The 24,291-nt window shown below is 40.3% G+C and carries 21 protein-coding genes; 14 read left to right on the top strand and 7 right to left on the bottom strand.

The genetic code is table 11. The features are described 5' to 3' along the window. The first annotated feature begins 8 nt into the window (after positions 1-8). The 14 genes from PLE33_02530 to PLE33_02465 all read left to right on the top strand — a co-directional run bounded on the left by PLE33_02530 (position 9) and on the right by PLE33_02465 (position 16,654). Positions 9-2,303, top strand: coding sequence for an OmpA family protein (locus PLE33_02530; protein ID HPS60122.1), 2,295 nt, complete (start codon positions 9-11; stop codon positions 2,301-2,303). A 1,151-nt stretch (positions 2,304-3,454) separates the two neighbouring features. Then, positions 3,455-4,789 (top strand): chromosomal replication initiator protein DnaA, encoded by a 1,335-nt coding sequence (gene dnaA, locus PLE33_02525; GenBank protein HPS60121.1) that lies wholly within the window; start codon positions 3,455-3,457, stop codon positions 4,787-4,789. Between the two features lie 92 nt (positions 4,790-4,881). Further along, the gene (locus tag PLE33_02520; GenBank protein ID HPS60120.1) at positions 4,882-5,310 is read left to right on the top strand and encodes a hypothetical protein; all 429 of its coding nucleotides are present in this window, start codon (positions 4,882-4,884) and stop codon (positions 5,308-5,310) included. A gap of 301 nt (positions 5,311-5,611) precedes the next feature. Continuing rightward, positions 5,612-6,829 carry a hypothetical protein gene (locus PLE33_02515; protein HPS60119.1) on the top strand — a complete coding sequence of 406 codons (1,218 nt, stop codon included), beginning with the start codon at positions 5,612-5,614 and terminating at the stop codon, positions 6,827-6,829. A gap of 1 nt (position 6,830) precedes the next feature. After that, positions 6,831-7,631 (top strand): peptidylprolyl isomerase, encoded by an 801-nt coding sequence (locus tag PLE33_02510; GenBank protein ID HPS60118.1) that lies wholly within the window; start codon positions 6,831-6,833, stop codon positions 7,629-7,631. 56 nt (positions 7,632-7,687) lie between these two features. Beyond that, positions 7,688-8,947 carry a peptidylprolyl isomerase gene (locus PLE33_02505; protein HPS60117.1) on the top strand — a complete coding sequence of 420 codons (1,260 nt, stop codon included), beginning with the start codon at positions 7,688-7,690 and terminating at the stop codon, positions 8,945-8,947. Further along, a complete protein-coding gene (locus PLE33_02500) occupies positions 8,944-9,441 on the top strand; it encodes a phosphatidylglycerophosphatase A (GenBank protein ID HPS60116.1) in 498 nt (165 codons plus the stop codon). The genes PLE33_02505 and PLE33_02500 overlap by 4 nt, the downstream gene beginning before the upstream one ends. A gap of 9 nt (positions 9,442-9,450) precedes the next feature. Next, entirely contained in the window at positions 9,451-9,822 is a 372-nt protein-coding gene (gene yajC, locus PLE33_02495) for a preprotein translocase subunit YajC (protein HPS60115.1), read from the top strand. Further along, positions 9,819-10,379, top strand: coding sequence for a peptide deformylase (gene def / locus PLE33_02490; protein ID HPS60114.1), 561 nt, complete (start codon positions 9,819-9,821; stop codon positions 10,377-10,379). The genes yajC and def overlap by 4 nt, the downstream gene beginning before the upstream one ends. After that, positions 10,379-11,323, top strand: a complete 945-nt coding sequence (gene fmt / locus PLE33_02485; GenBank protein ID HPS60113.1) for a methionyl-tRNA formyltransferase — start codon at positions 10,379-10,381, stop codon at positions 11,321-11,323. Before def ends, fmt begins: the two co-directional genes overlap by 1 nt. Continuing rightward, a complete protein-coding gene (locus PLE33_02480; GenBank protein ID HPS60112.1) occupies positions 11,320-12,069 on the top strand; it encodes a DUF116 domain-containing protein in 750 nt (249 codons plus the stop codon). Before fmt ends, PLE33_02480 begins: the two co-directional genes overlap by 4 nt. Before the next feature lie 14 nt (positions 12,070-12,083). Then, positions 12,084-12,920, top strand: coding sequence for a trypsin-like peptidase domain-containing protein (locus PLE33_02475; protein ID HPS60111.1), 837 nt, complete (start codon positions 12,084-12,086; stop codon positions 12,918-12,920). Further along, on the top strand, positions 12,917-15,637 hold the full coding sequence (locus PLE33_02470; GenBank protein ID HPS60110.1) for a metallophosphoesterase: 2,721 nt from the start codon (positions 12,917-12,919) through the stop codon (positions 15,635-15,637). Before PLE33_02475 ends, PLE33_02470 begins: the two co-directional genes overlap by 4 nt. Before the next feature lie 9 nt (positions 15,638-15,646). After that, the gene (locus tag PLE33_02465) at positions 15,647-16,654 is read left to right on the top strand and encodes a radical SAM protein (GenBank protein HPS60109.1); all 1,008 of its coding nucleotides are present in this window, start codon (positions 15,647-15,649) and stop codon (positions 16,652-16,654) included. Between the two features lie 840 nt (positions 16,655-17,494). On the opposite strand, the gene PLE33_02460 is transcribed toward PLE33_02465, so the two are convergent. Genes PLE33_02460 through recJ form a run of 7 tightly spaced genes read right to left on the bottom strand, consistent with a single transcriptional unit; the run spans position 17,495 to position 24,251 of the window. Next, the gene (locus PLE33_02460) at positions 17,495-18,286 is read right to left on the bottom strand and encodes an N-formylglutamate amidohydrolase (GenBank protein ID HPS60108.1); all 792 of its coding nucleotides are present in this window, start codon (positions 18,284-18,286) and stop codon (positions 17,495-17,497) included. After that, entirely contained in the window at positions 18,283-18,942 is a 660-nt protein-coding gene (locus tag PLE33_02455; GenBank protein HPS60107.1) for a hypothetical protein, read from the bottom strand. Before PLE33_02455 ends, PLE33_02460 begins: the two co-directional genes overlap by 4 nt. A gap of 14 nt (positions 18,943-18,956) precedes the next feature. After that, positions 18,957-19,802 carry a glycine--tRNA ligase subunit alpha gene (locus tag PLE33_02450; GenBank protein HPS60106.1) on the bottom strand — a complete coding sequence of 282 codons (846 nt, stop codon included), beginning with the start codon at positions 19,800-19,802 and terminating at the stop codon, positions 18,957-18,959. Next, the gene (locus PLE33_02445) at positions 19,799-20,194 is read right to left on the bottom strand and encodes a MerR family transcriptional regulator (protein ID HPS60105.1); all 396 of its coding nucleotides are present in this window, start codon (positions 20,192-20,194) and stop codon (positions 19,799-19,801) included. The genes PLE33_02450 and PLE33_02445 overlap by 4 nt, the downstream gene beginning before the upstream one ends. Next, positions 20,191-21,672, bottom strand: coding sequence for an apolipoprotein N-acyltransferase (gene lnt, locus PLE33_02440; protein HPS60104.1), 1,482 nt, complete (start codon positions 21,670-21,672; stop codon positions 20,191-20,193). Before lnt ends, PLE33_02445 begins: the two co-directional genes overlap by 4 nt. 22 nt (positions 21,673-21,694) lie before the next feature. Then, complete coding sequence (locus tag PLE33_02435) at positions 21,695-22,525, bottom strand: hypothetical protein (protein HPS60103.1); 831 nt, start codon at positions 22,523-22,525, stop codon at positions 21,695-21,697. Positions 22,526-22,535: 10 nt separating this feature from the next. Further along, on the bottom strand, positions 22,536-24,251 hold the full coding sequence (recJ, locus tag PLE33_02430) for a single-stranded-DNA-specific exonuclease RecJ (GenBank protein HPS60102.1): 1,716 nt from the start codon (positions 24,249-24,251) through the stop codon (positions 22,536-22,538). Positions 24,252-24,291 lie beyond the last annotated feature (40 nt).

The raw sequence follows: 24,291 nt of genomic DNA, 5'->3' as shown, positions 1-24,291 counted from the left end.
GGCGAAAAGTGAATAAGAGTAAAACATATCTCCTACTTGTGGCAATTGTGATCTTTAGCATCAGATTGGCAGGTTTAACTACCGATGAGATTAAAAGTATAGTTCAGAACCGAAAGCAGTGGTTGAGTTTGAATCCTTCTTTAGTAGAGGTTCCTAATGCCATCCTAAACAGTTCTGATTTAGAGCTTAGAAAAGAGCAAATCCGCCAGGAGATTCAAACTCTATTGGAAAGTAGTAGAGAAGAATATTCAACCAGGAAAATTCAAATTCTGGGCTATGACTCGTCAAGAGGGGCACTATCCTTGCATAACCAGGATCTTAATCAGGTAATCTATATTAAGATGACCGCCTCTCAAGCCGGGGATTTTATCAAAAATGCTGAAGATACCAAGCTTCAAGCTACCCGAGAATTGAATTGGGATCTTGAATGGGAGTATTCAAATTGGGTATTAAGCTTGGTGAATTTCGTTATTGTTCACCCGTTTGAACCTGTTATGTATCGTGAGGCAGAGGAAGACCTGCAGGATAGCTTTTCGGAAGAGATTACTTTCAATGAAGCACTTGAAGCTTACGATTTAGGCAATTATCAGCTATCTTTGGAAAAATTGGACTTGCTGCAGGAGAGGGTTTACCCTCCCAATCCTGATTACATTTATTGGACTGCAATGAATTATATGGCTTTGGGAGATAATTCCAGGGCAATACAGCTATTTCAGGAATACCTGCAATACGGTGATGTTCAGTATTCTGACATTGCCAGAGAGTTACTGAGAATTCTGAAAAATCAATCCAAGATCTTCAGTTCGGTAACCAAAGCGGAACTACCCTTAGGTATTTTGACCGAATACGGAGAAGATTACTTCTGCTTTCATCCCTCCGGCAATCTGCTTTATTTATCTTCAGCTCGTCCTGCACCCTATAATGGATATAATATCTGGTGTTCAGAATCGCTGAATAATACCTGGTCCACACCTGTATTAGTAGAAGAACTTGCCTCCGATGACGATGAAGCTATTGGCTCATTTTCGGAAGATGGCAACCTGGCTTGGATTATGGGAAAGTATGACAGCAATCGCCAAGATTTTGATCTTTATACCAGCAAAAAAGAGAACTTATGGCAGAAACCGGTTCTAATGCAAACAGTGAGTAGTGATTGGGACGATATTGACCCCTGGGTGTATAGGGACAGAGTCCTCTTCTTCAGCTCTTCCAGACCCGGAGGTCAGGGAGGTTTTGATATCTGGTATAGTTTATTTACCGATGGAGAGTGGCAAAACCCAATTAACATGGGAACATCAATTAATACTGAGGGTAACGAGGATTCCCCATTTTTAGATTGGGATGGCAAAACTCTATTCTTTTGCTCAGATGGCTACCCGGGAATGGGTGATATGGATTTATTCAAGGTGGTGAAACTTAGCTCCGGATGGGATGATTGGTCTTATCCTGAAAACCTGGGTAATGTTATCAATGGAGCTATGAGAGAGAAACGTTATGTGCATCAGCGCGGAACTAATAACGCAACCTTGGTTCGCTCTTCTTCTCGGGGTACATCTCCCGAATATTTACTGGTTGAATATGCTCCCAGGTCTTACTGGATCGTAGATGACACGGACAATCCGGTCTGGTATGAGGACACGGATCTCACTTCTCCTCTTACAGGACAAATCGTTCGGGATCAAATAAATTCCGGGGTATTGTTTACCATCTCAGCTACTGTTGTAGATCCCGAAGGATATTACTTGAGCCCCGAACTGAATATCATTTATATTATCAACGGGACTCGCTACCGCCAAGCTCTTAAACCAAGCAGGGGGATATATCAAACAGAATTGCCTCTGTGTAACAGGTATAGAGTGGAGTGTGGTTTGGAGGGTTATCAGACAGTTAGCATGGAACTTATCCCAAATCCTGGAGAGCGCAACAGGGATTTGCAGATCGTGATGGAACCTCTCACTTTGGACAAGGTTTTTGTGTTCAATAACATCCTCTTTGCTTATGACAGTGCAGTTATTCAACCCGAGTCGTATCCAGTTTTGAATGATATTGCTCTAACTCTATTACGCAATCCGGGTATCCGAATGGAAATCTCAGGCCATACCTGTAATCAAGGCAAAGCATCATACAACCTTGTTTTATCCCGACAACGAGCTCAAAGCGTGGCAGATTATTTAAAATCTAAAGGTATTGATCCTATAAGATTGATTGTTGTTGGATACGGACCCAATCGTCCCATTGCCAGCAACAAAACCGAATCCGGAAGAGAACGGAATAGACGGGTAGAGCTTAAAGTTATTCAATAGCAAAGTGTTATACCCAGAAATTGCAGAATATTATCCAGTTACTGCAAATAAAGAGATTGTCCTGAATAGGACAGCTTTGGGAACATTGAGAAAAATGTAGCCGGCGCAGTGTACCGGCGCAGTGTACCGGCGCAGTGTACCGGCGCTCTTTGTACCGGCGCTCGCTGTAGCGCCGAATAAAAACGGCGGAACAGTGTCCGCCGGTACCAAAAACGGCGGAACAGTGTCCGCCGGTACCAAAAACGGCGGAACGGTGTCCACCGGTACCAAAAACGGCGGAACAGCGTCCGCCGGTACAAAGAACGGCTACCTATCTTTATTTTAATAGGACTGCTTTCTTGATATAATTCTCCTTTCCTGTTTGCATTCTAATGTAATAAGTACCTGTTCCGCAGAGGATGAAGCTCCGCTTTTTTAGCTGTATTATACCCTCTCAGCTATTTGATACAGCATAAAAGTTCCTTTAACGATTCCTTAGCAAGGTTAAGGCATCGTTAAAGAATCGTTAAAGGGTTATTAAAGTATCTAACGGAAAACACTTTGCTACCCTTCAGGCGGATAAAAAAAGTGAAAGGCAAAAAGCAAGGATAAAAAATCTGCCAAGACAAACCCGCTTTTAGTTATCCAAAAAGTCATTATTCCCAATCAGGATAGCTTTGCGTCCTTCTTTTTTGCCGGGTAGTTAGCGTAAGATTTGGGTTTGCAATGGTTTCCTTCTATTCTCGGGCAAAAGATTTAAAAAAAATTTAGCCAACACTAACTTCATAGAAACAAAAAGGATAGGATTCATTTTCCCTAAGGTAAAAAAATCCTGTTTCGGTTCTATCTTTTCTGAAATTAGAGTGTTGTTAATTTTTTGCTTTTGCTAAGTTATCTTATCCTTAGCTTTTAGTTGCTTGACAAAACAGAGATGAGATTTTTTTTGGTGAAGTTGGTCTTGGCACAGCTTGGGGAAATCTGTAAAGGTATGGAAAATAGAATTTTTTACTATAGCTGTGGATAAGTTGTGGATAACTGCAAAAAAGGGAACTGCAAGGATGTCCTTTTTTTAAGGTTAAGTTTATATAAATGAATGAGATAATAATGCTACTGGCGTATCTGTAACAGCAGAATACGGTTTGTGGATAAATAAATTTACGGGATAGTGCTTTATGGATCAAGATATTTGGCAGAACATACTGGATAAACTGGAAGAGAATATTAATTCTCAAAGTTTTAAAACCTGGTTTTCGGATACAAAGTTAGTGGATATGAATGATCGGGAATTGATGATTAAAGTAGCTACTCAGTTCTCAGCAAATTATTTGAATCAAAATTACAAAGAGGTCTTAGGAGAAATTTCTTACGGACTTTACGGCAGGAAATATGAGGTGCAATTTATCACTCAACCCCGGCGAAATCATCGGGATGAAGAAAAAGAACTGCCTGAATATAGCGGCAACCGGGTTGTTTCCAATGTAAAACTAAATGAGCGTAATACTTTTGATGAATTTGTAGTAGGGAAAAATAACAATTTTGCCTATAGTGCTGCCAAAGCGGTTGCCGAATCTCCCGGTTATACATATAATCCTCTTTTTATTTATGGTGAGAGCGGAATGGGTAAAACCCATCTAATGCAGGCAATTGGAAATTTCGTGCAAAAAGAAGGTCGGAACTGTTCTATTTACTATATCACTTCCGAGGCATTCACCAATGAAATGATTGATGGTATTCGCAGTAATAAAATGTCGGAATTTAGAAACAAATTCAGAAAAGTGGATTTGCTGCTGATGGATGATATCCATTTCCTTTCTCGTAAGGAAGGAACTCAGGAAGAATTTTTCCATACTTTTAATGCTTTGTTTGAAAACAGAAAACAGATTGTGCTCACTTCGGACAGACCTCCCAAAGATATTCCCGATTTGGAAAAACGGTTGGTTACGCGTTTTGAAAGCGGTTTATTGTGTGACCTGAAAAATCCTGATTTTGAAACGCGCGTAGCAATTTTGCACAAAAAAGCCGAACCCGAAAATGTGATATTAAGCGATGCGATTATTAATTTTATTGCCGATAACATTACCAGCAGCGTTCGTGCCTTGGAAGGTTCGTTAATTCGCATTTTAGCGTTTTCTTCCTATAATAAACTGAATCCTGAAGAAATAGATGTTTCTTTGGCAAGCGAAATTCTTTCCGATATGATTTCCGAAAAGATGAACGCTATCAGTTTGGATGCAATTACGCAACAGGTCTGTGAATGCTATGGAATAACCCCTTCTCAGTTACTGGAAAAAACGCGTAAACCACAGGTTGCTTTTCCGCGTCAGGTAGCAATGTATTTGGCTAATTATTTAATTCCCCAGCTCTCCCTGAAAGATATTGCGGAATATTATAACAGGAAAGACCACACAACGGTTTTACATGCCAAAAAAATGGTGGAAAATCAGTTTCGGGAAAAAGAGGACTTCCGAATTTTGCTGGAAGGGATTATTAAAAACCTGAAAAAATAGAATGCCGATTATGGGATTGATTAAGGTGTTGAGTTTTTAGCTTGATAATAAATAGCGTGAGAGATAAGTTTTGCAAATTGGAGAAATCGGGGGTGCTGTTAACACGGAGAGTTGACCTCCTGGTCAACTCTAAAACGACGAGGACGTCGTTTCTCCGGGGCATAGACCTCAAGGACAACTACGAAACCCGGAGAGTTGACCTCTCGGTCAACTATGAAATCCGGAGAGTTGACCTCCCGGTCAACTATGAAATCCGGAGAGTTGACCTCCCGGTCAACTATGAAATTCGGAGAGTTGACCTCCTGGTCAACTATGAAATTTGGAGAGTTGACCTCCCGGTCAACTATGAAATTCGGAGAGTTGACCTCCTGGTCAACTATGAAATTTGGAGAGTTGACCTCCCGGTCAACTATGAAATTTGGAGAGTTGACCTCCCGGTCAACTATGAAATTCGGAGAGTTGACCTCCTGGTCAACTCTAAAACGATGAGGATGTCGTTTCTCCGGGGTATAAAACGATGAGGATGTCGTTTCTCCAATATAACGATGGGAATGTCGTTTTTTTCGGAAAGTTATCCACAAGTGTGGATGAAATTATGTGGATAGCAGTGAATAAGTTAATACTAAATGGATTGGGGAACTTTTATTGTGGATAACTTAAGGTTAGAGACCAAAGTTATCCACAAGTTATCCACAGAAAAATGTCAGCTGGAAAAGCATAGAAGACAAAGAGAAAAGAAAAAGCTTGACCAAATATCCCCCTATCCACAACGCCTACTTATAATACTGTATAATAGATTTAAATTAAAATAGGATTATTATTATGGAATCGTTCCAAGCCATATTAAAGCTGCTTATCTGTCTGACAATTATTTTAACAGTGCTTAGCGGTTGCACTGATAAGGATAATTTGACAGGCAATAATTTCAGTGATGTAAGAGCTCTGACCGTTAATGATGAAACAGGAATGATGATGGGTTTCAGTTTTCCTGCTGCTGAAGAAATAAGTATTTCCGGCAGTGAAAAGAAACTTTTGGCAGGAGATTATAACGATGCCTATGCCTTAAGTTTTTTCCGGTTTACGGGCTTACCTGCGAATATAGAAAGTATTGAAACAGACAGCTGTTTTCTCTCCTTAAACATTGTCGGGTGTTATGCTTTGCGTAACTCCCTGATGTTAAAATTATACAAAGTGAACAAGGTCTGGAATGATTCCTTAGACCCGGCAAATATTACAGATAGCGATTTATCACCAAATCCTATAGCTACATATTCATTAGCTGATACAAGCGGAACAGCCGGTGAAGAAATTACTTTTAGCATTCCGGAAACCGAAATAACTAATTGGCAAAATCCTGATTCTACCGGCTGGAATTTAGCCCTGAAGGTGGAAAATGAAGGTTGGGTAGAAATATACTCTCTGGAAAGTAGTCAAACCCCAAAATTGAATATCAAATATAAAACTGAAGAAGAATGGATAACTTATAATCAATCCCCGGCAAAAGATACTTATACTTTAGAAGCACCGGTAACAACCCCTTCCAGCCAATGGAAAATAAGCAATTTAACCTCCTCCTGTCTATATGTGAAATATGAGCCAACCTCTACCATATTTGTAGATAACGCAGGAAGTGAGCTTACAGCTGAACAGAGAAAAAGAATGACAATCAATAAAGCCAGTTTGGTTTTACACATTAAAAATGATGATTATTACCATTCCACAAAGAGCTATTCTCTTTATCCTTTCAATGTTGTAAAGGATTCTATAGAGACCCCCGTTACTTTAGTAAAAAGTGATTATGAAACACTTGTTTATACAGTAACCAGCACTGGAACTATTATCGGCGATTCTTTAACGGTGGATATTACTCCTATAATTCAAGCATATACATCAGGTGATAAAACCCCGAAAGGAATAGTTATTCAATCCACTCAGGAACGCAAGAATTTTGGCACGCTGGAATTTTGGGATTGCAATGAAAGCACAGCTGCCGAGAAAAAACCATATATTAAAATAACTTACACTCCGCCCTATTTATAAGATGAAAAGATTTGCTTTTGCTTTAATTTTGCTTACTATATTATGTGGTTGCACAAAAAAAGAAGAAAAAGGGATTGCCTTAGCTCAGGTTGATAAAGAAATTCTCTATCTGGATGATTTTAAGTCCACTTTTGCCATTGAGGACTGGGAAAAACTAAATCCCGAAACCAGAAAAAAGTATATTGAGGATTGGGTAAACCTTACTCTCTTAGCCCATTATGCAGATAAAAAGGGCTTAGATAAAGATAAGGCGGTTAAACAGAAAATCAGTTATGCCGCTAAAAAGGTTAAAGCCAATGCGTTGATTGCCAAACGCCTTTCCGAAATTGAGGTTTCGGAAGATCAGCTGTTTAATTACTTTCGCCTGCATCAGGCAGAGTTTCAAAAAAATGCAGTTAACTATAATATCCAGCGTATAGCTTTAGGCGATAAAATAGCTGCGGAAAATGTTCTGCAGCAACTTAACCAGGGATTGAATTTCGGGGAAGCTGTGCAACGCTATTCTATTGAAGAACTGAAAAACAAAGGGGGCTTTATGGGAATGGTTTCTGCGGGCAGCCCGGATTCTTTATTCTGGTTAAAGGCACGCGAATTGCAAGATAATAAATTTGGCTTGGTTTATAAAGAACCGCTGTGGTATGTATTTCGTGTTCTGGAAAGCCAAATTACCCCTCAGGAAGCTAATTTTGAGGATTACAGAGCGGAAATAAAACGCAAAGTTCTGCTGGAAAAACAAGACCAGGTGTTTCAGGAATTGATTAAAGAAATCAAAGCCCAAAGTAGCGAGATATATTATTACTAAAGACATCCTTTTTTCCTTAACCGCAGCTGGTGGCAATAAATAGAGGAAGATAAATAATGAAAAGAAAATTAACTTTAGCCCTTTTGCTGATAGTGTTTACCCTATCTTTAACGGCAGAATTGATAGATAAAATTGTAGCCAAGGTAGGAACGGACATTATCTTACTCTCCGATTTACAAAAAGAAATGGCACAAATGCAAAGCGCCGGTATCTTAAAAGAAGATACTGACCCCGGTGCTGTCTTAAACGAAATGATCAATCAAAAATTGATTATTCAGAAGGCAAAAGACCTTAATCTTACGGTGAATAATGACGAGATCAAAACAATGGCAGAAAATTACTTAAAGAAGATAAAAGCCCAATATCCCAGTTCCGCGGACTTCAATGCAGACCTGAAAAAGAGTAAACTTACGGAATCCGATCTCTTACAGTTATATAAGGACTTGCTAACTGAAAGAGCACTCTCCGAACAGATTTTAAACAAAGAAATAGTGAATAAAGTAACCGTTACAGAAAAAGAAGTAATCAATTTCTATAATGCAACGAAAGATACTTTAGCCGTAAAACCTGTTTCCTGGGATTTGGGAATAATCTTTAGAGAAATAAAACCCAACCGGAAAAGCAAAGAGGCAAAACTGGCAGAAATTAAAGAAATCCAAAAACGCCTGCAAAAAGGTGAGGACTTTGCTACTCTTGCCGCTGCGGAAAGTGATTGCCCCAGTAAAGAAGTTGGTGGAGACCTCGGGTTTTTTAAAAGGGGTCAAATGGTTAAACCCTTTGAAGATGCTGCCTTTGCCTTAAAAGTTGGGGAAATAAGTGACATCGTAGAAAGCGAATTCGGCTATCATATTATTAAACTGGAAGAGAAAAGAGGCGAGGAAATTAGAGCTCGCCACATCTTAAAGACCGTGGTTCCCTCAGCGGAGGATTCTTTAAGCGAAAGACAATTGATGGAAGAAATCCGTAACCGCTTTGCAAACGGCGAAAGCTTTGCCTCTTTGGCAGAAGAATATTCAATGGATGAGGAGAGTAAAAAAGATGGCGGTTTATTAGGGGAATTTGCGGAAAAAGACCTGCCTCCTCTTTTTGCTCCTCAAATAATGCAAACCCCGGTGGGACAATTTACTCCTGTGCTGGAAAATAACGGTATGCTGTATATCTTTTGCCGTTTACAGGAATACCCTCCCCGTATTTATAAATATGAAGAAGTGAAAGACCAAGCCCGTGAGATGCTCCTGAAGAAAAAACAATATGATGCTTTCAATATCTGGATAGAAAACTTACGGCGTGAAGCATTTGTACAAATAACATTATGACGACCGGAAACAACAAAAAACTTAACCCTTACACTTTTTTAGCCACAATACTGGGCATAGGTTTTATTCCTTTTATGCCGGGAACAATAGGTTCCTTGGCAGCGTTTGGAATTTACCTGCTTTTTTCGGGCTCACCTTTCACCGGTAAGGCATTATATTACACAATACCCGTCTGGCTGGTTTTTTGCCTGCTTAGCGTTTTCATAAGCACAAAAGCAGAAAGAACCCTGGGAAAAGATAACGGCAGCATTGTGATTGATGAGGTCTGCGGTTATTTTGCCAGTGTTTTGTTTTTACCTCATAACTGGTTGATTGGGCTTTATGCCTTCGTGCTTTTTCGGGTGTTTGATATAGCTAAGCCCTTTCCCATAAAGAAAATTCAGGAACTACCCCGGGGCTGGGGGGTTGTTTCTGATGATATTATAGCAGGAGCATATACTAATATCCTGATTCAAATACTAATAAAAATATATCCAAGATTCTTTGGAGTATAGGAGAAAAAAATGAACTACATATTACTGGAAGCAGCAGCAACTACCTCTTCCCAACAAAGCGGTGCCGCAACTACCTCTTCCCAATCAGGCAGTGCCGCAACTACCCTGATCTTTATGGTCATAATGTTTGTAATCCTGTATCTATTGCTAATCCGTCCCCAACAAAAGAAAGCAAAAGAAACCCAAAAGATGCAGGAAGCACTGAAAGTAAACGATAAGGTCTTAACCAGTTCCGGAATCTATGGTCGGGTCGTTTCTCTAAAACCGGATAAAGGAATTGTGGTTTTGGAAATTGACGATACCAATAAAGTGCGGATAGATATTCAAAGAAATGCTATTGTAGGAGTTGTGGCAACAACAGAACCCGGAACCGAGAAATGAAATATCAGCCCAAACTTTTACCTGTGCGTCTCTACGGAGATGATATTTTAAAACAGAAGCTGCCGGAAGTAGATTTTAATACCCCCGGTCTGCAGGAATTTATCCAGGATTTAATCTATACTATGTATGCCAGAGATGGAGTAGGCCTGGCAGCTAACCAGGTTGGTTCACTTTGGCGGGTAATAGTTATAGACCCCAAATACGAAGATTTAACCGATAAAAAGCATCCCCAGGTTTTAATCAATCCCGTTATAGAAAGCAGAGAAGGGGAAGTTGTTTACGAAGAGGGCTGTATCAGCTTGCCGGATGTTTTTGCCGATGTAACACGCAGTAAAATTATTACTTATACTTACACCGATTTGAGCGGTAACAGGCAAACGGAAAGCGCTGAAGCAAAAAAGGCAGTTGTTATTCAACACGAATATGACCATTTGGAAGGTATTCTGTTTACCGACCGCCTGGGAAGAATTGCCCGGTTAAAGATTTTGCATAAGCTAAACGCTTTGCAGGCAAGAGCAGTGAACGGACAGAATATAATGGAAGGGTTTGCTCTATAATGCGTTATCTGTTTATCGGTTCTTCCGATTACGGTTTACCGGCGCTGCAAAAGCTAATACAAAACGGCTGTATGCCATCTTTAATAATCAGCCAACCCGCAAAACCTGCCGGACGCAATTTACATTTAACCCTCACTCCCGTAGCCCGATTTGCAAAAGAGCATAATTTACCGCTTATTACTCCTGAGGATATTAATGCCGGGGAAAGCATTGCTAAAATGGCTGAACAGAAAGCGGATATTATTATTACCGCTGCCTTTGGCGGTTATTTAGGCAAAAAAATCCGCTGCCTGTGTCCTTTGGGAGCAATAAACCTTCATCCTTCCCTGTTACCTGAATATAGAGGTGCCAGCCCTATTCAAAGTGCTCTTTTAAATGGCGAGACCCAAACCGGAAATACTATTTACCGGATGACAGCCAAAATGGATGCAGGTCCAATTCTGGCTCAAGCAAAGTTTTCTATTGCTGAAAACGAAACCTGCAGCGAACTTCAAGAACGCCTTGCAGAACAGGCAGCTACTTTATTATGGCTGTTTTGGAAAATGCTCAATGGTGCCAAAAAGCTAAACGGTGAAAAACAGGATGAAAAACAGGCAAGTTACTGTTATAAAATTACCAAGTCCAGCCGCCAAATTAACTGGCAGAAAACGGTAACGGAAATCCATAACCAAATCCGAGCTTTTTCTTTAACTCCCGGTGCCTGGACACTTTTCCGGAATAAAGAATTAAAAGTGCTAAGCTCGGAAAAAACAACCGAACCTGTTAATGACGAGCCCGGGTTGATAGGTGCCATAGATAATGACGCTGGCTTTTTTGTTAATTGCCTGGACTATAAATTGCTTATAAAAAAGGTTCAGCCCGCGGGCAAGCAAGTGATGACTGCCAAAGCTTTTATCAATGGAGCCCGCATCAAGGAAAAAGAAATATTAGGAAGGGAAAAATGAAAAAGGAATACTTTGCCATAATCAAATTCCCTATGTTTGTCAGCATCTCTTTGCTCATAATTACGCTCATTTTCTTTTTAATGGTCTTAGGCAGTTATCACCAGTTAGGTCTTTCTGCCTGGGGAAATATAATTTACACCATCCTTTTTGTGATTATAGTAATTCTAATAGGCACCTGGATTTTAGCTCTTGTAAGCACGCATAAGAAAATTAAGCCCCCTTGGTTACGAATGTATCTTTCCTGGATGCTGGTGAATATCTATTTTCCGATTGCCAGAATTATTGGCAGGATAAGTTTCCAGAAAATGGATACTTTACAGGAGTCGTTTCTCTATTTTAATAATGAAATTGTAGTCACCAATCATCAGGGGATGCATTATTCCAATCTGCTATTGTTATTACCGCACTGTTTGCAAAGTTCGCAATGCAAAATTCGCATCAATAACAATATTGTTGAATGTGAAGAATGCGGTGGTTGCGATATGGCTAAAATGAAGGCATTATCAAGAGATTATCAAATTAAAACGGCAGTTGCCAGTGGTGGTTCTCTGGCAAGAAAACTGGTGAATGACACCCAACCGGATATTATTATTGCTGTTGCCTGCCATAGAGATTTAACGGAAGGAGTTCGTGATAGCTGGCGTTATCCTGTTTATGCTGTTTTAAATGAAAGACCGAAGGGACCTTGTTTTGAGACCACGGTTAGTGCTTCGGTAATTGACTTTGCCATTCACAAATTTATTTAACTTTAGGAAGGAAGATGAAACGCATAAACTTCTTCACGATAATCATAATTCTGTTGTTAAATGCTTTTATTACGATGGCATTAATAAACAGGCAGGCAGGAAAAAACGAGGTTAGCAACGATTTTGTTTCCCCTTCTACCTCCCAACCCAATAAAGCTTCAGCTGCCAAAAGAATAAATTCCATCACTGAAGCCGTGAAAGCTGTAGAGCCGGCTGTTGTCAGCATCAATGTAATTAAAACAGAATATGTGCGAGCAGCCAGTCCTTTTGGTTTCGGCTTTTTTGATTTTTTCGGTTCCATTCCGTTATTACGGCAAGTGGAATCAATTGGTAGCGGAGTTATTTATGATTCCAACGGTTACATCATTACCAATGCGCATGTTGTTAGCGGCGCTGCTCAAATCAAAGTTATTTTACCTGATAAACGCGAATTTTCCGGAACGGTTGCCGGAATAGATGAAGTTCACGATATTGCCAAAGTTAAAATCAATGGAAATAAGCTGCCTGTAGCGCAATTGGGAAATTCCAACGATTTGATAACCGGGGAATGGAGTATTGCCTTAGGCAATCCTTACGGCTTTTTATTGAATGATTCCAAGCCCAGTGTTTCGGTAGGAGTGATATCTGCCATAAATCGTAATTTTGCAGCTCGTCAGGACAGGCGAGAGTATAAAGCAATGATTCAAACCGATGCTGCCATCAATCAAGGTAATAGTGGCGGTCCGCTGGTTAATATCAACGGGGAAGTAGTTGGCATCAATACCTTTATCCTTTCAGAAAGCGGAGGCAACATAGGTATCGGTTTTGCCATTCCGATAAATTCGGTAAAGAACATACTGGCAAAGCTATGAACTGTAAATTTGTAATATTTCTCCTGCTTCTGCTTACCTGCGGTTGGCTTTTTGCCCAAACTACGCATAGTTGTTACGATATTCAATATAATCCGGATGGAGGAGGGGATTCTCCTTATTTAGACCAAAGTGTTATCGTTCAGGGCATTGTAAGTGGCGTTTCTTTTTATTCCGGCAGCGGGTATAATTATTACGGTTTCTTTATCAGTGATCCTGCAGGCGGACCCTGGAGCGGGTTATTTATCTATAATCAAACCTATCATCCTGCGGTAGGGGATTTAGTTCAGGTAACCGGAACGGTAAATGAATATTACGATTTAACGGAAATTACCCAAGTATCCTCTTTTCAGGTTTTAAGCCAGGGAAATCCTCTTCCTCCTGCCAGTGAAATAAATACGGGCTCTTTGAATGATTTCAGCAGCGGCGAGCAATGGGAAAGCGTTTTGGTAAAGGTTTTAAATGTTACCGTAACCGTAGAACCCAATAGCTATCAAGAGTTTTATGCAGATGACGGCAGCGGTGCTTGCCAGATAGATAATCAATTTTTCGGTTCTAATCATAGTTGGACTGATGTCTCCTTAGGGCAGGTCTATAGTGAAATAACCGGTATCGTAGATTATTCATATAGTTATTATGCCATCAATCCCCGGTCGGCAACAGATATGATTTTAGGAGCGAATACCATAACTTTGGCTATACCTCATCAGTCAGCCGGTTTGCATAGTTCCCTTTCTGTTCCTGTAAATGCTTATGGCATTGATGGTTCACAGAACTATCAGTCCTATTCTTTTAACATCTCATTTAATCCTTATATTCTGAATTATGAATCCATAGACACCGCAGGCACTTTATCGCAGGCAGGAACAGTAACTGCTAATGGACAAAATGGTTTGCTAACTGTTTCTTATCAAAGTCCGGCAATTTTGAGCGGTCAAGGAATTCTGTTAAAGCTTAATTTTTATACTGTTAATACTGGAACCACCTCTCTGGCTTTTGAAAATGTGTTTTTCGGCGATAATGCCATTCAAAGCTTTATCAATGGAAGTGTAACTATAAATAGCAGTTATAATTCCCCGGGAGATACTTTAACCGTTATTCAGCGTCCTCTGCTGAATATACCGGAAATAGTTGTTCCGGGGGAAACATTCAAAATAACCTGTTTAGCTCCTCAAAACACAGTCAACTGGAATGCCTGGTTAAGGCATAACAACAAACGCCTGAATTTACCCGTTACCAATAGTCAATGGCTAACTTCTCCAAACCGTTGGGAACTTACAGTAACGGTTCCTTCCGTTCCGGTTTATGAATTATACACTTTGGAAGTAGCTGCCAGCGGAGGAATTAGTGATTTTACCGCGAATGCGGTGCAGGTTATTCCCAGCCGAAAAAGCAACTATTATTTTGTGCATATAACTGATGCCCATACCCCTAACCGTTTGTATTATCCCAATGCGGGTTATGATACCGATTCTACAGCGGTGGAAGATTTTAGAGCCGTGATGGACGATATCAATATTATTCATCCGGAGTTTGTTCTTTTTACCGGCGATTTAGTTAATGAAGGCGAATTGGAGAACTTTGCCAATCAATATTGGTATGGTTGGATCCAGAAAGTGCTTTCCGAATTTGATGTTCCGATTTATGTAACCTCGGGAAATCATGATATCGGCGGTTGGAATCAGACACCTCCTCCGGCGGGAAGCTCCAGAAAAAACTGGTGGAAATATTTTGGCTGGAGCTGGCTGAATAACGAAGACCCTCTTTATCCCTATCATACTCAGGATTATTATTTTACCTATAATAACACGGTCTTTATCGGTTTAGAGAGCTACGATAATTATGATTACTGGCGACCGAATATATATGGTGACACCAGTTATACTAATCAACAACTTAACTGGTTGAATAATACCTTAGCCCTTTTTCCGAATTATAAAAAGGTTCTGTTTCATCACTACGATTTTCAAGACCAACTTTCTTTAGCTGCTTTAGGGATTGATATGTCTCTTTGGGGTCATATTCATTATAATGACGGTTCAATTTCCGTTCAGCCCTATAATTTGGCTACGCGTAGCACTTGTGATGGCAATCGTGCTTATCGGGTAGTTAGAATCAATAACGGGCAAATGACTCCCTATAATACAATTTATGCCGGGGCAACGGGAAATAATCTTTCCGTTCAATACTCTCCTTCCAATTATGGAGTAGCGGATAGCGTTAAGGCAATTATTACCAATAATCAGCCCCTGGCTTTTGAAAATGCGCAGCTGCAATTTATTATGCCCAAACACGATACGGGCTATAATGTTTCAGGGGGAACGCTTATTCAGGTGGATACAAGCGGAGTTAATAATGTCTGTTATGTGCGGATTTCGCTTTCTGCCAATAGCTCAGCTATAGTAACTGTAACCGAAAATGGAGTGGCAAATTTTGATCCGGTGCAAGTTCCAACTCCGCTAAAGCTAAAATCAATTTATCCCAATCCTTTGAAAACGCAGGGAAATTTGCTGCTCTATAGCGATAAGGCATTCTCCGAGCTGACCTTACAGCTTTTTAACCTGAAAGGACAGATTGTATATCAGGAACCCCTGAAAGGAATTTCACGGGGAGAAAGCAATTTTTCTTTTGCAATACCTGCAGAGTTATGCAGCGGAATCTATTTTCTGCGTTTTAAGGAAGATAGAACCCAAGTTCGGAAAATATTGGTGTTACAGTAGGAACTTCTTATGCCGCAAAAAAGACCTCAAACCTCAAAACTACTTTATCTGCCCTGGATTTTAAAGCACTTATCCTATTACCTGAAACTGAATACCCATATCTTAAAAAAGGGTATTCCGCTAAAGGAAATACTTATTCTGAAATATCCTTTCTGGTTCAAAGATGCCAAAAATCCCCCTTTACTTTCAGTGGATATTACCGATGCCTGCAATTTACGCTGTCTGTATTGTAACAATCCTTTTTTTCCTAATCCGCGCACAATGATGAATCAGGAGGTTTTTCAAGCTCTGATTGAGCGCCTGAAACGCCATCCTGTTAGCAGAATCAGAATTAGCGGAGGAGAACCTACATTGCATCCTCAGTTTGACCTGATGCTGAAAGAAATGTCCCGCTATTGCAAATATTTATCTATCATCACCAATGGACAATGGCAAAACCCGGAAGTGACGGAAAAATTACTGAATTGCGGACTAAACTTTATTGAACTTTCAATGGATGCAGGCGGGAAAGATGTTTATGAAATAAATCGTCCGGGCGCCAGTTACGAACTTTTTATGCGTAATATCAAGCAACTCTATGAATTGCGCCAGCAGAAAAAAGATGATCTCATCATCAGAATTCGCTTGATGGTGCGTCCTTCTACCCTAAATAAAGAAAAGGAAGACAGCCGCTATTTACGCCAGTTCTGCGATTGCATTTTACCCCAACATATTTTGCAGCATCCCGAAACACCTCCCCAGGATGATGTTTATATCCAGAACTCTATTTTACAGGAAGCACTACCGGTTTGCACCGTTACTTACAGGGATTTGCAAATAAGACCCGATGGCTTGGTTCCTTTGTGCCCGGCAAAAGGATGTGCCATAAAACCAGAAGACCGAATCTTTATCGGAGACATTCAAAAAGATGAAATTATTGATTTGTGGAATGCTCCGCAGCTAAAACAAATGCGCAATGCCCATCGCACCCGTCAGGGAGAGATATTATCTCTTTGCCGTAATTGCCATTATGGCTAAAAAAAGGGAATAACTGGGGCTATCTTACTCCTTCCGAGGGGCTTACCCACCATCGCTATTTTAGTGTCGCCCTAAGGGGCTTTCTGGATGCGGGAAAAGGATAAAAAAATATTGTAGCTTGCACTAAACGAGGGGCTTACCCACCATCGCTATTTTAGTGTCGCCCTAAGGGGCTTTCTGGATGCGGGAAAAGGATAAAAAAATATTGTAGCTTGCACTAAACGAGGGGCTTACCCACCATCGCTATTTTAGTGTCGCCCTAAGGGGCTTGAAAAGATTTTCAACCCTCTAAACCTTTTCAACCTGCTAAACCTTATTCTCCTTTTATGTATTTTCAATATGAAATGTATATAAATTATCAACACCAGCAAGCGATAAAATACCTTCCGCAGCATTCACTCCCAAGAAATTTGTTTATCAGTTCTTTCTTGTTTGTGCTATGCGGCGGATGAGATTCCCGTATCTTTCCCATATCGCGATACGGGAAAGATATGGGATTCATATCGGAGGGTTATTGGAAAAATTCCGGGATTTGTTTGGGAAGGATATATAGTCAGTTTGTTATGGATACGCTGTGTCATTGCCTTTTGTTTCAACTCCCAATTTTGAGGTGGTGGAGTTTTGACTCTAAACCGACCCTTTTTGTGGTTGAAACTATATGCAGAGGTAACAGGAAATTTATCCTTTGTCCGATACTGTTAAAGCTGAAGCTCGGTTTAGAGTTAAAACAAAAATTCAAAACCTGCTGCCGTTGTAATAGCAATTTAACGAGGTGTTTACACTGCCGTCGCTATCAAGGTATCACCCTTTTGGGCTCTTTTTCCCGGAGGAACTATGTTCTCAGCGTTCAAGGGAACGCAGGGTTGGCTCGTTTATCCAGTTTAGAACAGCATTCTGGAAGATATTCTTCAGCTGGTTATAGGCAGCCAGATTTAGTTCTCCCGTCCATTCATCCATAAAGATTTTTTTGAATTCCACAGCCAGGCAAAGGACTTTATTTCCGAAAGTATCATTTACCCAACGGGAAAAGTATCCTCCTGCAAATTTAACATCGCAGCGGCAGTCCAGGTATATATTTTGAAAGGGTAAGCCGTTTAGAGAAGAACGCAAGTTTTCAATAAAGGGATAATCACTTTCAGGCAGGTTATTTCTGCCCAGAATGATATCGGGATTGTTGTCCTGAGGGTCAGGGTTTGCATTTGGACCGCCTCTGCGGTGATTGTAGCTATGCAGGTCTAAAATAATTATTTGAGAATGAAATTGCAGCAGGCGTTCAATTTGGTAACGGGTAATTTTATACCAATTCGCATACGAGCTTAGCAGCAATGTTTTCAGCTTTTCAGAAAGGGGTAAATTACGAACCGGCAAGTCCCAGGCATCTTCCGGTTTTTCATAGACAGCTTTTTGGGGAGAGCGATTCAAGTCCACAGTAAAACGGCTGGTTTGAACAACAATTCTATTGGGAAAACATTCTGCAAAGCCGTCCGTATAAGGGTCTTCTTCCCGCAATCTTGTAGCTTCGTCAATTCCACAGTTAAACAAAAGTTCATCGGGCATAAAATGTCCGTTATGAAGAGCAAACGCAAGCAAAGGGAGGTTACTGTCTCCCAGAAAGATATCACTGTAAATCATAGTTTTATATGTTCCACATAGCGCATAATATCTCCAAGAATGGAAAGATATTGTTCAACAGTTTCCAAAGTGGCTTCTTTGGTGGTAAGACAGCGAAGCATTACATCAAAATCCACATCGGTAATATTAGTTGTTCTTACGAAAATATCTTCCAAAGTTTGAGGAACAGAACCATCGTTCAGATAACAAATCCCTTTTAATACGCGCACAATACTTCCTAAAGTAAGAGCCAGAAAATCGGCTAATTGTTTGGGAGTATTTTTCTTTTCCAGAACTGATAAACGAATAAGCAACCATTTGCTTTTAATTTCGCGTTCCATTTGCAGGCGGATATCGGCAGGTTTATACCTCAGTTTTTTGAGGACATCTTTTTTAACATAAAGGTCTTCATAATTGGAGCCAGTAATATCCAAAAATTCCAAAGGAAAGGAATCCAGCGAATTGTTCACAAACCTGCGGGTGACCACCAAAGGAAAACGCAGTTTCCGTTTATTGGAATAATCTCTTAAAGAACTAAGCGATTCCAGAAGGTTGGGAGGGTCTTTTTCCAAAATAATGATACACTGGGGTTGAAAATCCTCATAAACAGCAACTTGTAACAGGTAATCCTGAATACCGGTTAAAGTATTCATAACTTCAGAGAAATCATTTTTCACTATAACTCCTTTGCTTAAGCGCTATATTTGGTTAAATAGGAATTGGCACAAGCGCGTGCCAAATTACGAATGCGGGCTATGTAGGATGCTCTTTCAGTAACGCTGATTACTCCTCTGGCTTCCAATAAGTTAAAAGTATGGGAACATTTCAGTAACATATCGTAAGCAGGATAAATCAACTGTTTTTCTAAAAGGGATTGGCATTCCTTTTCATAATCCTGAAAAAGCTGAAACAGCAGGTTGGCATCTGCTCCTTCAAAATTATAGATACTGAATTCTTTTTCGCGGTTATAGAAGAGCTCGGCATATTTAGTATTTGCATTCCAGGCAAGCAAACGGTAATCATCAACATTTTGAATATACATAGCCAGGCGTTCCAAACCGTAAGTAAGTTCCACGCTTACAGGGAAAACATCTATGCTGGCTACTTGTTGAAAATAGGTGAATTGCGAAATTTCCATTCCATCCAGCCAAACTTCCCAGCCCAAACCCCAGGCACCTAAGGTGGGGGATTCCCAATCGTCCTCTACAAATCTGATATCGTGCATAGAAATATCAATTCCGATGGCGGATAAACTTTTTAAGTATAAGTTTTGAATATCCTCCGGTGTAGGTTTGATAATTACCTGAAACTGATAATAGTGTTGAAAGCGATTGGGGTTTTCTCCATAGCGTCCGTCTTTGGGTCTTCTGCAAGGTTGGGGATAGGCAATGGCACAGGGTTTATTTCCTAAAGCACCGAAAAAGGTGGAAGGGTGAAAAGTTCCTGCTCCCATTTCCAAATCGTAGGGTTGAATTAAACAGCAACCTTTATCAGCCCAATAATCTTGCAGCGTGCGAATAATATCTTGAAAGTTCATTTTCTATCCTGAATGTATTTTTTGCAGGTCTGTTGAATTATAGCGAAATCCTTTTTCAAGTCCTGCAGTAATTCGCTAACTTCGGGATTTATTTTTCTATCCTGTTTTAGAGAGGGGGAAGTTTCGTCAAGTTCATCTTTGCTGATAGCTTTAAGGGTGGCTTTTTCCTGCTTGATTTTCTTGCGGGCTCCTTCAATGGTATAGCGTTGATTGTATAGCAGGTCATAAATTCTGCGTAATAAAAGAACCTGCTGTTCATTGTATTTTCTGATGCGTCCGGAACTTTTAATGGCATTCAGCCCGGGAAATTCAGTTTCCCAATAGCGGATAATATAGGGTTTAATTCCTAAGAGGTTGCTAACCTCGCCAATAGTATAGTAGTATTTTTTCATAAGCCCTCGCTTTGAGGTTTCTTTTTTATGAAACTGAGCAGGAAAAGTCCTCCTGCCAGAATAACGAAAATCCAGGGATAGGGGTAAATATAATGATAAAGGGGAATTTTGGGACAAAGATATAAAGGTGACTGCAGATTGGTGATGGCAAATAAATCAGCTTTGGCAATTATGCGTCCCCAAGGGTCTGTAATTAAAGATATTCCGGTATTGGCACTGCGGTAAATCTGGATGCGGTTTTCCACGGCTCGGAATTTTGCCATAATGGAATGCAGCCAGGGACCGTAGGAAGTTCCAAACCAGGCATCATTAGTGATGTTAACCAGGAAATCGGCTTTTTTTAAGCTGCCGCTGGCTTTATCTTTCCGAATTGCCATTTTCTGATAAAATTCGGGGAAGGCAAGCTCATAACATATTGAAGGAGAAAAGTCCCATTCCCGGGTTTGATAATAGACGGGTCCATCTCCAAATTCCCAGTTTGCCTGGCCGAACTGAAGTTTCCAGAGAAAAGGGAACAAATCCAGCCACAGCATTCTTTCGCCCACCGGAACCAGAATGTTTTTGTAATACAATTCCGAAATGGAACCATCGGGTTTAAAAAGTGCTGCGGCATTGTAATATAATTCATTATTGATATGATTATCAGGGGCTACAGTAAAATGGGGAAAACCGGTAAAAATTTCCAGCTGATATTTCTGCATCAGACCTCGTAAATAGGTAAGAGCTCTATAATCATACATTAAATAAACAGGCATCGCGGCTTCGGGGAAAATAATCAGTTTTGTGGAATCTTTTGCTGCCTGGGCACAAAGGGTTTCATAGCGATGTAAAATTGACCGATACTCTTCCTCATCCCATTTTTCCTCCTGAGGAATGGAGGGCTGCATAACAGCTATTTTGGGGTCTTGTTTTTGCACCGGTAAATAGTTTAAACAGTATATACCGTAGCCAATCCAGAGCAGAAAAATGCCGGCAAGATATAGCAAACACTTTTTCTTACCTCGCAGAACTTCATAGAGCAAAATATTCACCAGCAAAATTAGCAGCGAAAGCAAAATCACCCCTCCCAAATCCGCTGCCTGAATTAAAACTGTATAGTCCGATAACGAATAAGCATTATTAAACCACGGAAATCTGGTTTCACCGAAATTTTGCAGATATTCAAAACTAAGCATAACAGCAATAAAACCAGGATAATATAGCTTTCCGGAAAGCTTACCTATCCTGCTGATGGCATAAAAACACAGCCAGTAAAATAGGAAGAAGATGATGCCAATGCCAATTAAACCAAAAAAGGTTACTCCTGCAATCCAATACATTACAACACCAATGTAAACGGTGGAAAAGATTAGAGCTGCCAGCCAAAGTTTCACCTTTTTCTGCTGGAGCACAAAAAGCAAAGGAATCCAGCCAACAAAAGCCAGCCAACCCAAATGCATAGGCAATCTTGACAAAGCAAGCAACAACGCTGATAACATAACCCAAAGTAATACCGGCACTTTAATCCGCCTGTGAATAATTTATTTTGTAAATTAGAACTTCCATCCCTGTTCCTAAAGCTATCAGGTTATAATCAAGATGCAGAAAAACATTTTCTCCCTTTACGGGCAACAGGGCAGAACTATTTAAGCACTTAAGAATCCCTGCATTATAACAGATAACATTATTGTATAAATCATAAACAACCTGTCCCTGCTCCGTCTTTACAAATTGACCCAGCACGGAAAAGATGTTACTTATATTATTGGCTTTGTCATAAGCAATCAGATAATCGTGATTGCAAAAAAGAGAATTAACCTGTTGCAGTTGAAATCTGCCAAAACGATTTAGTTCGGTTCCGTCAATCCCTGAATAGTTGATAATTTCCCCGCTTGCAGAATCAAAGATGAATAAACCCTGGTCTTGATACACACAAAGACATTTGGGTTGCACACTGCCCTTAAGCTCAATGCTGCCATAAGGAATACCATCGGAACTGAATTTCTTAACGCTTTTGGCAGAAGAATCCAACACATATAAACAATTGTCACTACCGGTAGCTATATCCGCCAAATATTGAAAGTTAACATTGGAACTGCCTAAACCGCCCAAAACATTTTTCCGCACACCCTCCCGAAAGATATAAATCTCCTGATTTTTATCGTTCATTGCATAAAGAGTGTGGCTCTGCCAATTATTCAATACTTTATCTGCCTTTATTCCAAGAGGGACGGTGGTAACTAAAGTGAAATCTGCAATGCTCATTGGAGCATAAAAATTTACCTGAGCACAGGCACAAAGTAATAACAGGCAAGAGGATAAGACCCCGGCAAAAAGAAAAAGTTTGTTCACGGCATTAGTCCTAAAGAATTTGCAAGTCCTTCAGCTTGCCTTGAATGGTAAGGTTATTGCCAAAACGGTTATATTCCAGAGTGTAAGCGATATCCAGCTTTCCGTTCTTTTTCAGCAAAGGCAGATAATCTCCCAAATTGTATCCAATCAAATCAAAATAAATGCCGTCTTTAACCACTTTCAGTTTCAAATGATTACGCCCTACATTATAAGGATAACCGGCTATAGTTGCATTTCGGGTGATAAAAACAGGACGCGTATTTTCAGGACCAAAAGGAGCAAAATTCTCCAAAGCATCAAGCAACATCGGATTAATGTCATAAAGTTCAATTTCCGCATCTAACTGTAATGGCGGTTGAATTTGTTCCAGACGCAGGTTTTCGGAAACATACCTGGTTAATTCGTTTTCAAAACGGTCTAAATATTCCTGATAGATAGTTAAGCCCACGGCATATTTATGACCGCCAAAACTGTGTAAATTGTGCTCCGTCTGTTTCAGTGCCTCAAAAAGGTCAAAATCGGCTACGCTGCGTCCCGAACCACTGCCAAAACCATCTTTAAAGGAAATCATAATTACCGGGCGATAGTATTTTTCCACCAGTTTGGAAGCAACGATGCCTATCACCCCCGGATGCCAGTCATCGGAAGAAACTATCATACAGGATGTCTGCTGCAAATCCTTATACTTCTTTTCAATTATTTCGCATGCTTCTTGAAAGGTCTTCTGGTCTTCCTGCTGACGCAAAGAATTCTGATGTTCAATTATTTCCGCCAGTTCCATACTCTTGGCTTCGTCCGTAGAAATTAAAAGCTCAACGGAAACCGAAGCGCTACCCATTCTACCGGCAGCATTTATTCTGGGGGCAATGCCAAAAACGATATCTGTTGTATCCAGGGTTTTTTGATTCAGCCCGGAAATTTGCACCAGGGCATTTAAGCCCAGATTCTTTTTCTCTATTAAGTGCTGTAAACCGATGGCAGCAAAAATACGATTTTCCGAAGTGAGCGGAACGATATCGGCAATAGTGCCAACAGCAACAAGGTCCATATACTTAAGTTTGTTTTCCGCAGTGTCTATCCCCAATTTATGATAAATTGCCATCAGTAGTTTATAGGCAACTCCAACTCCGGCAAGATGTCCATAAGGATAATTTGTTGCCGGTAGTTTAGGATTGATGATAGCGAAAGCGGGAGGTAATTCATCTTTGGGGTTATGATGATCAGTAATGATAATTTCCATACCCATAGAGTTTATGGCATTGATTTCCTCAATGGCATTCACTCCACAATCAACGCTGATAATTAGAGAAGAACCATTTTCCCTTAAAGCATCCAAACTGCCCAGCGATAAACCATAACCATCTATCATCCGATGTGGAATATAAAAATCAATGTTTGTGCCGAGGCGTTTCAAACCTAAATAGAGCAAAGCGGTGGAGGTTGTGCCGTCAACATCATAATCACCGTAAATAGTAATTCTTTCTTTGCTGTTTATAGCTTGCAGGATGCGCTGCACTGCTTTTTCCATATCCGGAAAGAGGTAAGGGTCATACAGATTATCCATTGAGGGCTTAAAGAATTCCTGTGCCTCCTCGGGCGTCTTTATGCCTTTGCGGTATAATAATTCAGCAACCAGACGCGGAAGTTTGAAGGTGGTGCATAGCTTATCAATTTCAGGATTTATTTCTTTTCCCGGTGGGGATGGTATTAACCATTTTTTATTCATTGTTCTGCCTTTATATTAACATTTAATTTTCAGTATGCGG

Source organism: Candidatus Cloacimonas sp. (genome assembly GCA_035403355.1).
GTDB lineage: Bacteria > Cloacimonadota > Cloacimonadia > Cloacimonadales > Cloacimonadaceae > Cloacimonas.
This window is presented reverse-complemented; position numbering and strand designations above follow the sequence as displayed.

Bases quoted from the DNA above. Each gene is read 5' to 3' on its own strand.
- PLE33_02465 (HPS60109.1), top strand. From the start codon at position 15,647: ATGCCGCAAAAAAGACCTCAAACCTCAAAACTACTTTATCTGCCCTGG.
- recJ (HPS60102.1), bottom strand. From the start codon at position 24,251: ATGAATAAAAAATGGTTAATACCATCCCCACCGGGAAAAGAAATAAAT.
- PLE33_02480 (HPS60112.1), top strand. From the start codon at position 11,320: ATGAAAAAGGAATACTTTGCCATAATCAAATTCCCTATGTTTGTCAGC.
- PLE33_02500 (HPS60116.1), top strand. From the start codon at position 8,944: ATGACGACCGGAAACAACAAAAAACTTAACCCTTACACTTTTTTAGCC.
- PLE33_02470 (HPS60110.1), top strand. From the start codon at position 12,917: ATGAACTGTAAATTTGTAATATTTCTCCTGCTTCTGCTTACCTGCGGT.
- PLE33_02505 (HPS60117.1), top strand. From the start codon at position 7,688: ATGAAAAGAAAATTAACTTTAGCCCTTTTGCTGATAGTGTTTACCCTA.
- def (HPS60114.1), top strand. From the start codon at position 9,819: ATGAAATATCAGCCCAAACTTTTACCTGTGCGTCTCTACGGAGATGAT.
- yajC (HPS60115.1), top strand. From the start codon at position 9,451: ATGAACTACATATTACTGGAAGCAGCAGCAACTACCTCTTCCCAACAA.
- PLE33_02515 (HPS60119.1), top strand. From the start codon at position 5,612: ATGGAATCGTTCCAAGCCATATTAAAGCTGCTTATCTGTCTGACAATT.
- PLE33_02450 (HPS60106.1), bottom strand. From the start codon at position 19,802: ATGAACTTTCAAGATATTATTCGCACGCTGCAAGATTATTGGGCTGAT.
- fmt (HPS60113.1), top strand. From the start codon at position 10,379: ATGCGTTATCTGTTTATCGGTTCTTCCGATTACGGTTTACCGGCGCTG.
- PLE33_02460 (HPS60108.1), bottom strand. From the start codon at position 18,286: ATGATTTACAGTGATATCTTTCTGGGAGACAGTAACCTCCCTTTGCTT.
- dnaA (HPS60121.1), top strand. From the start codon at position 3,455: ATGGATCAAGATATTTGGCAGAACATACTGGATAAACTGGAAGAGAAT.
- PLE33_02445 (HPS60105.1), bottom strand. From the start codon at position 20,194: ATGAAAAAATACTACTATACTATTGGCGAGGTTAGCAACCTCTTAGGA.
- PLE33_02475 (HPS60111.1), top strand. From the start codon at position 12,084: ATGAAACGCATAAACTTCTTCACGATAATCATAATTCTGTTGTTAAAT.
- PLE33_02510 (HPS60118.1), top strand. From the start codon at position 6,831: ATGAAAAGATTTGCTTTTGCTTTAATTTTGCTTACTATATTATGTGGT.
- lnt (HPS60104.1), bottom strand. From the start codon at position 21,672: ATGTTATCAGCGTTGTTGCTTGCTTTGTCAAGATTGCCTATGCATTTG.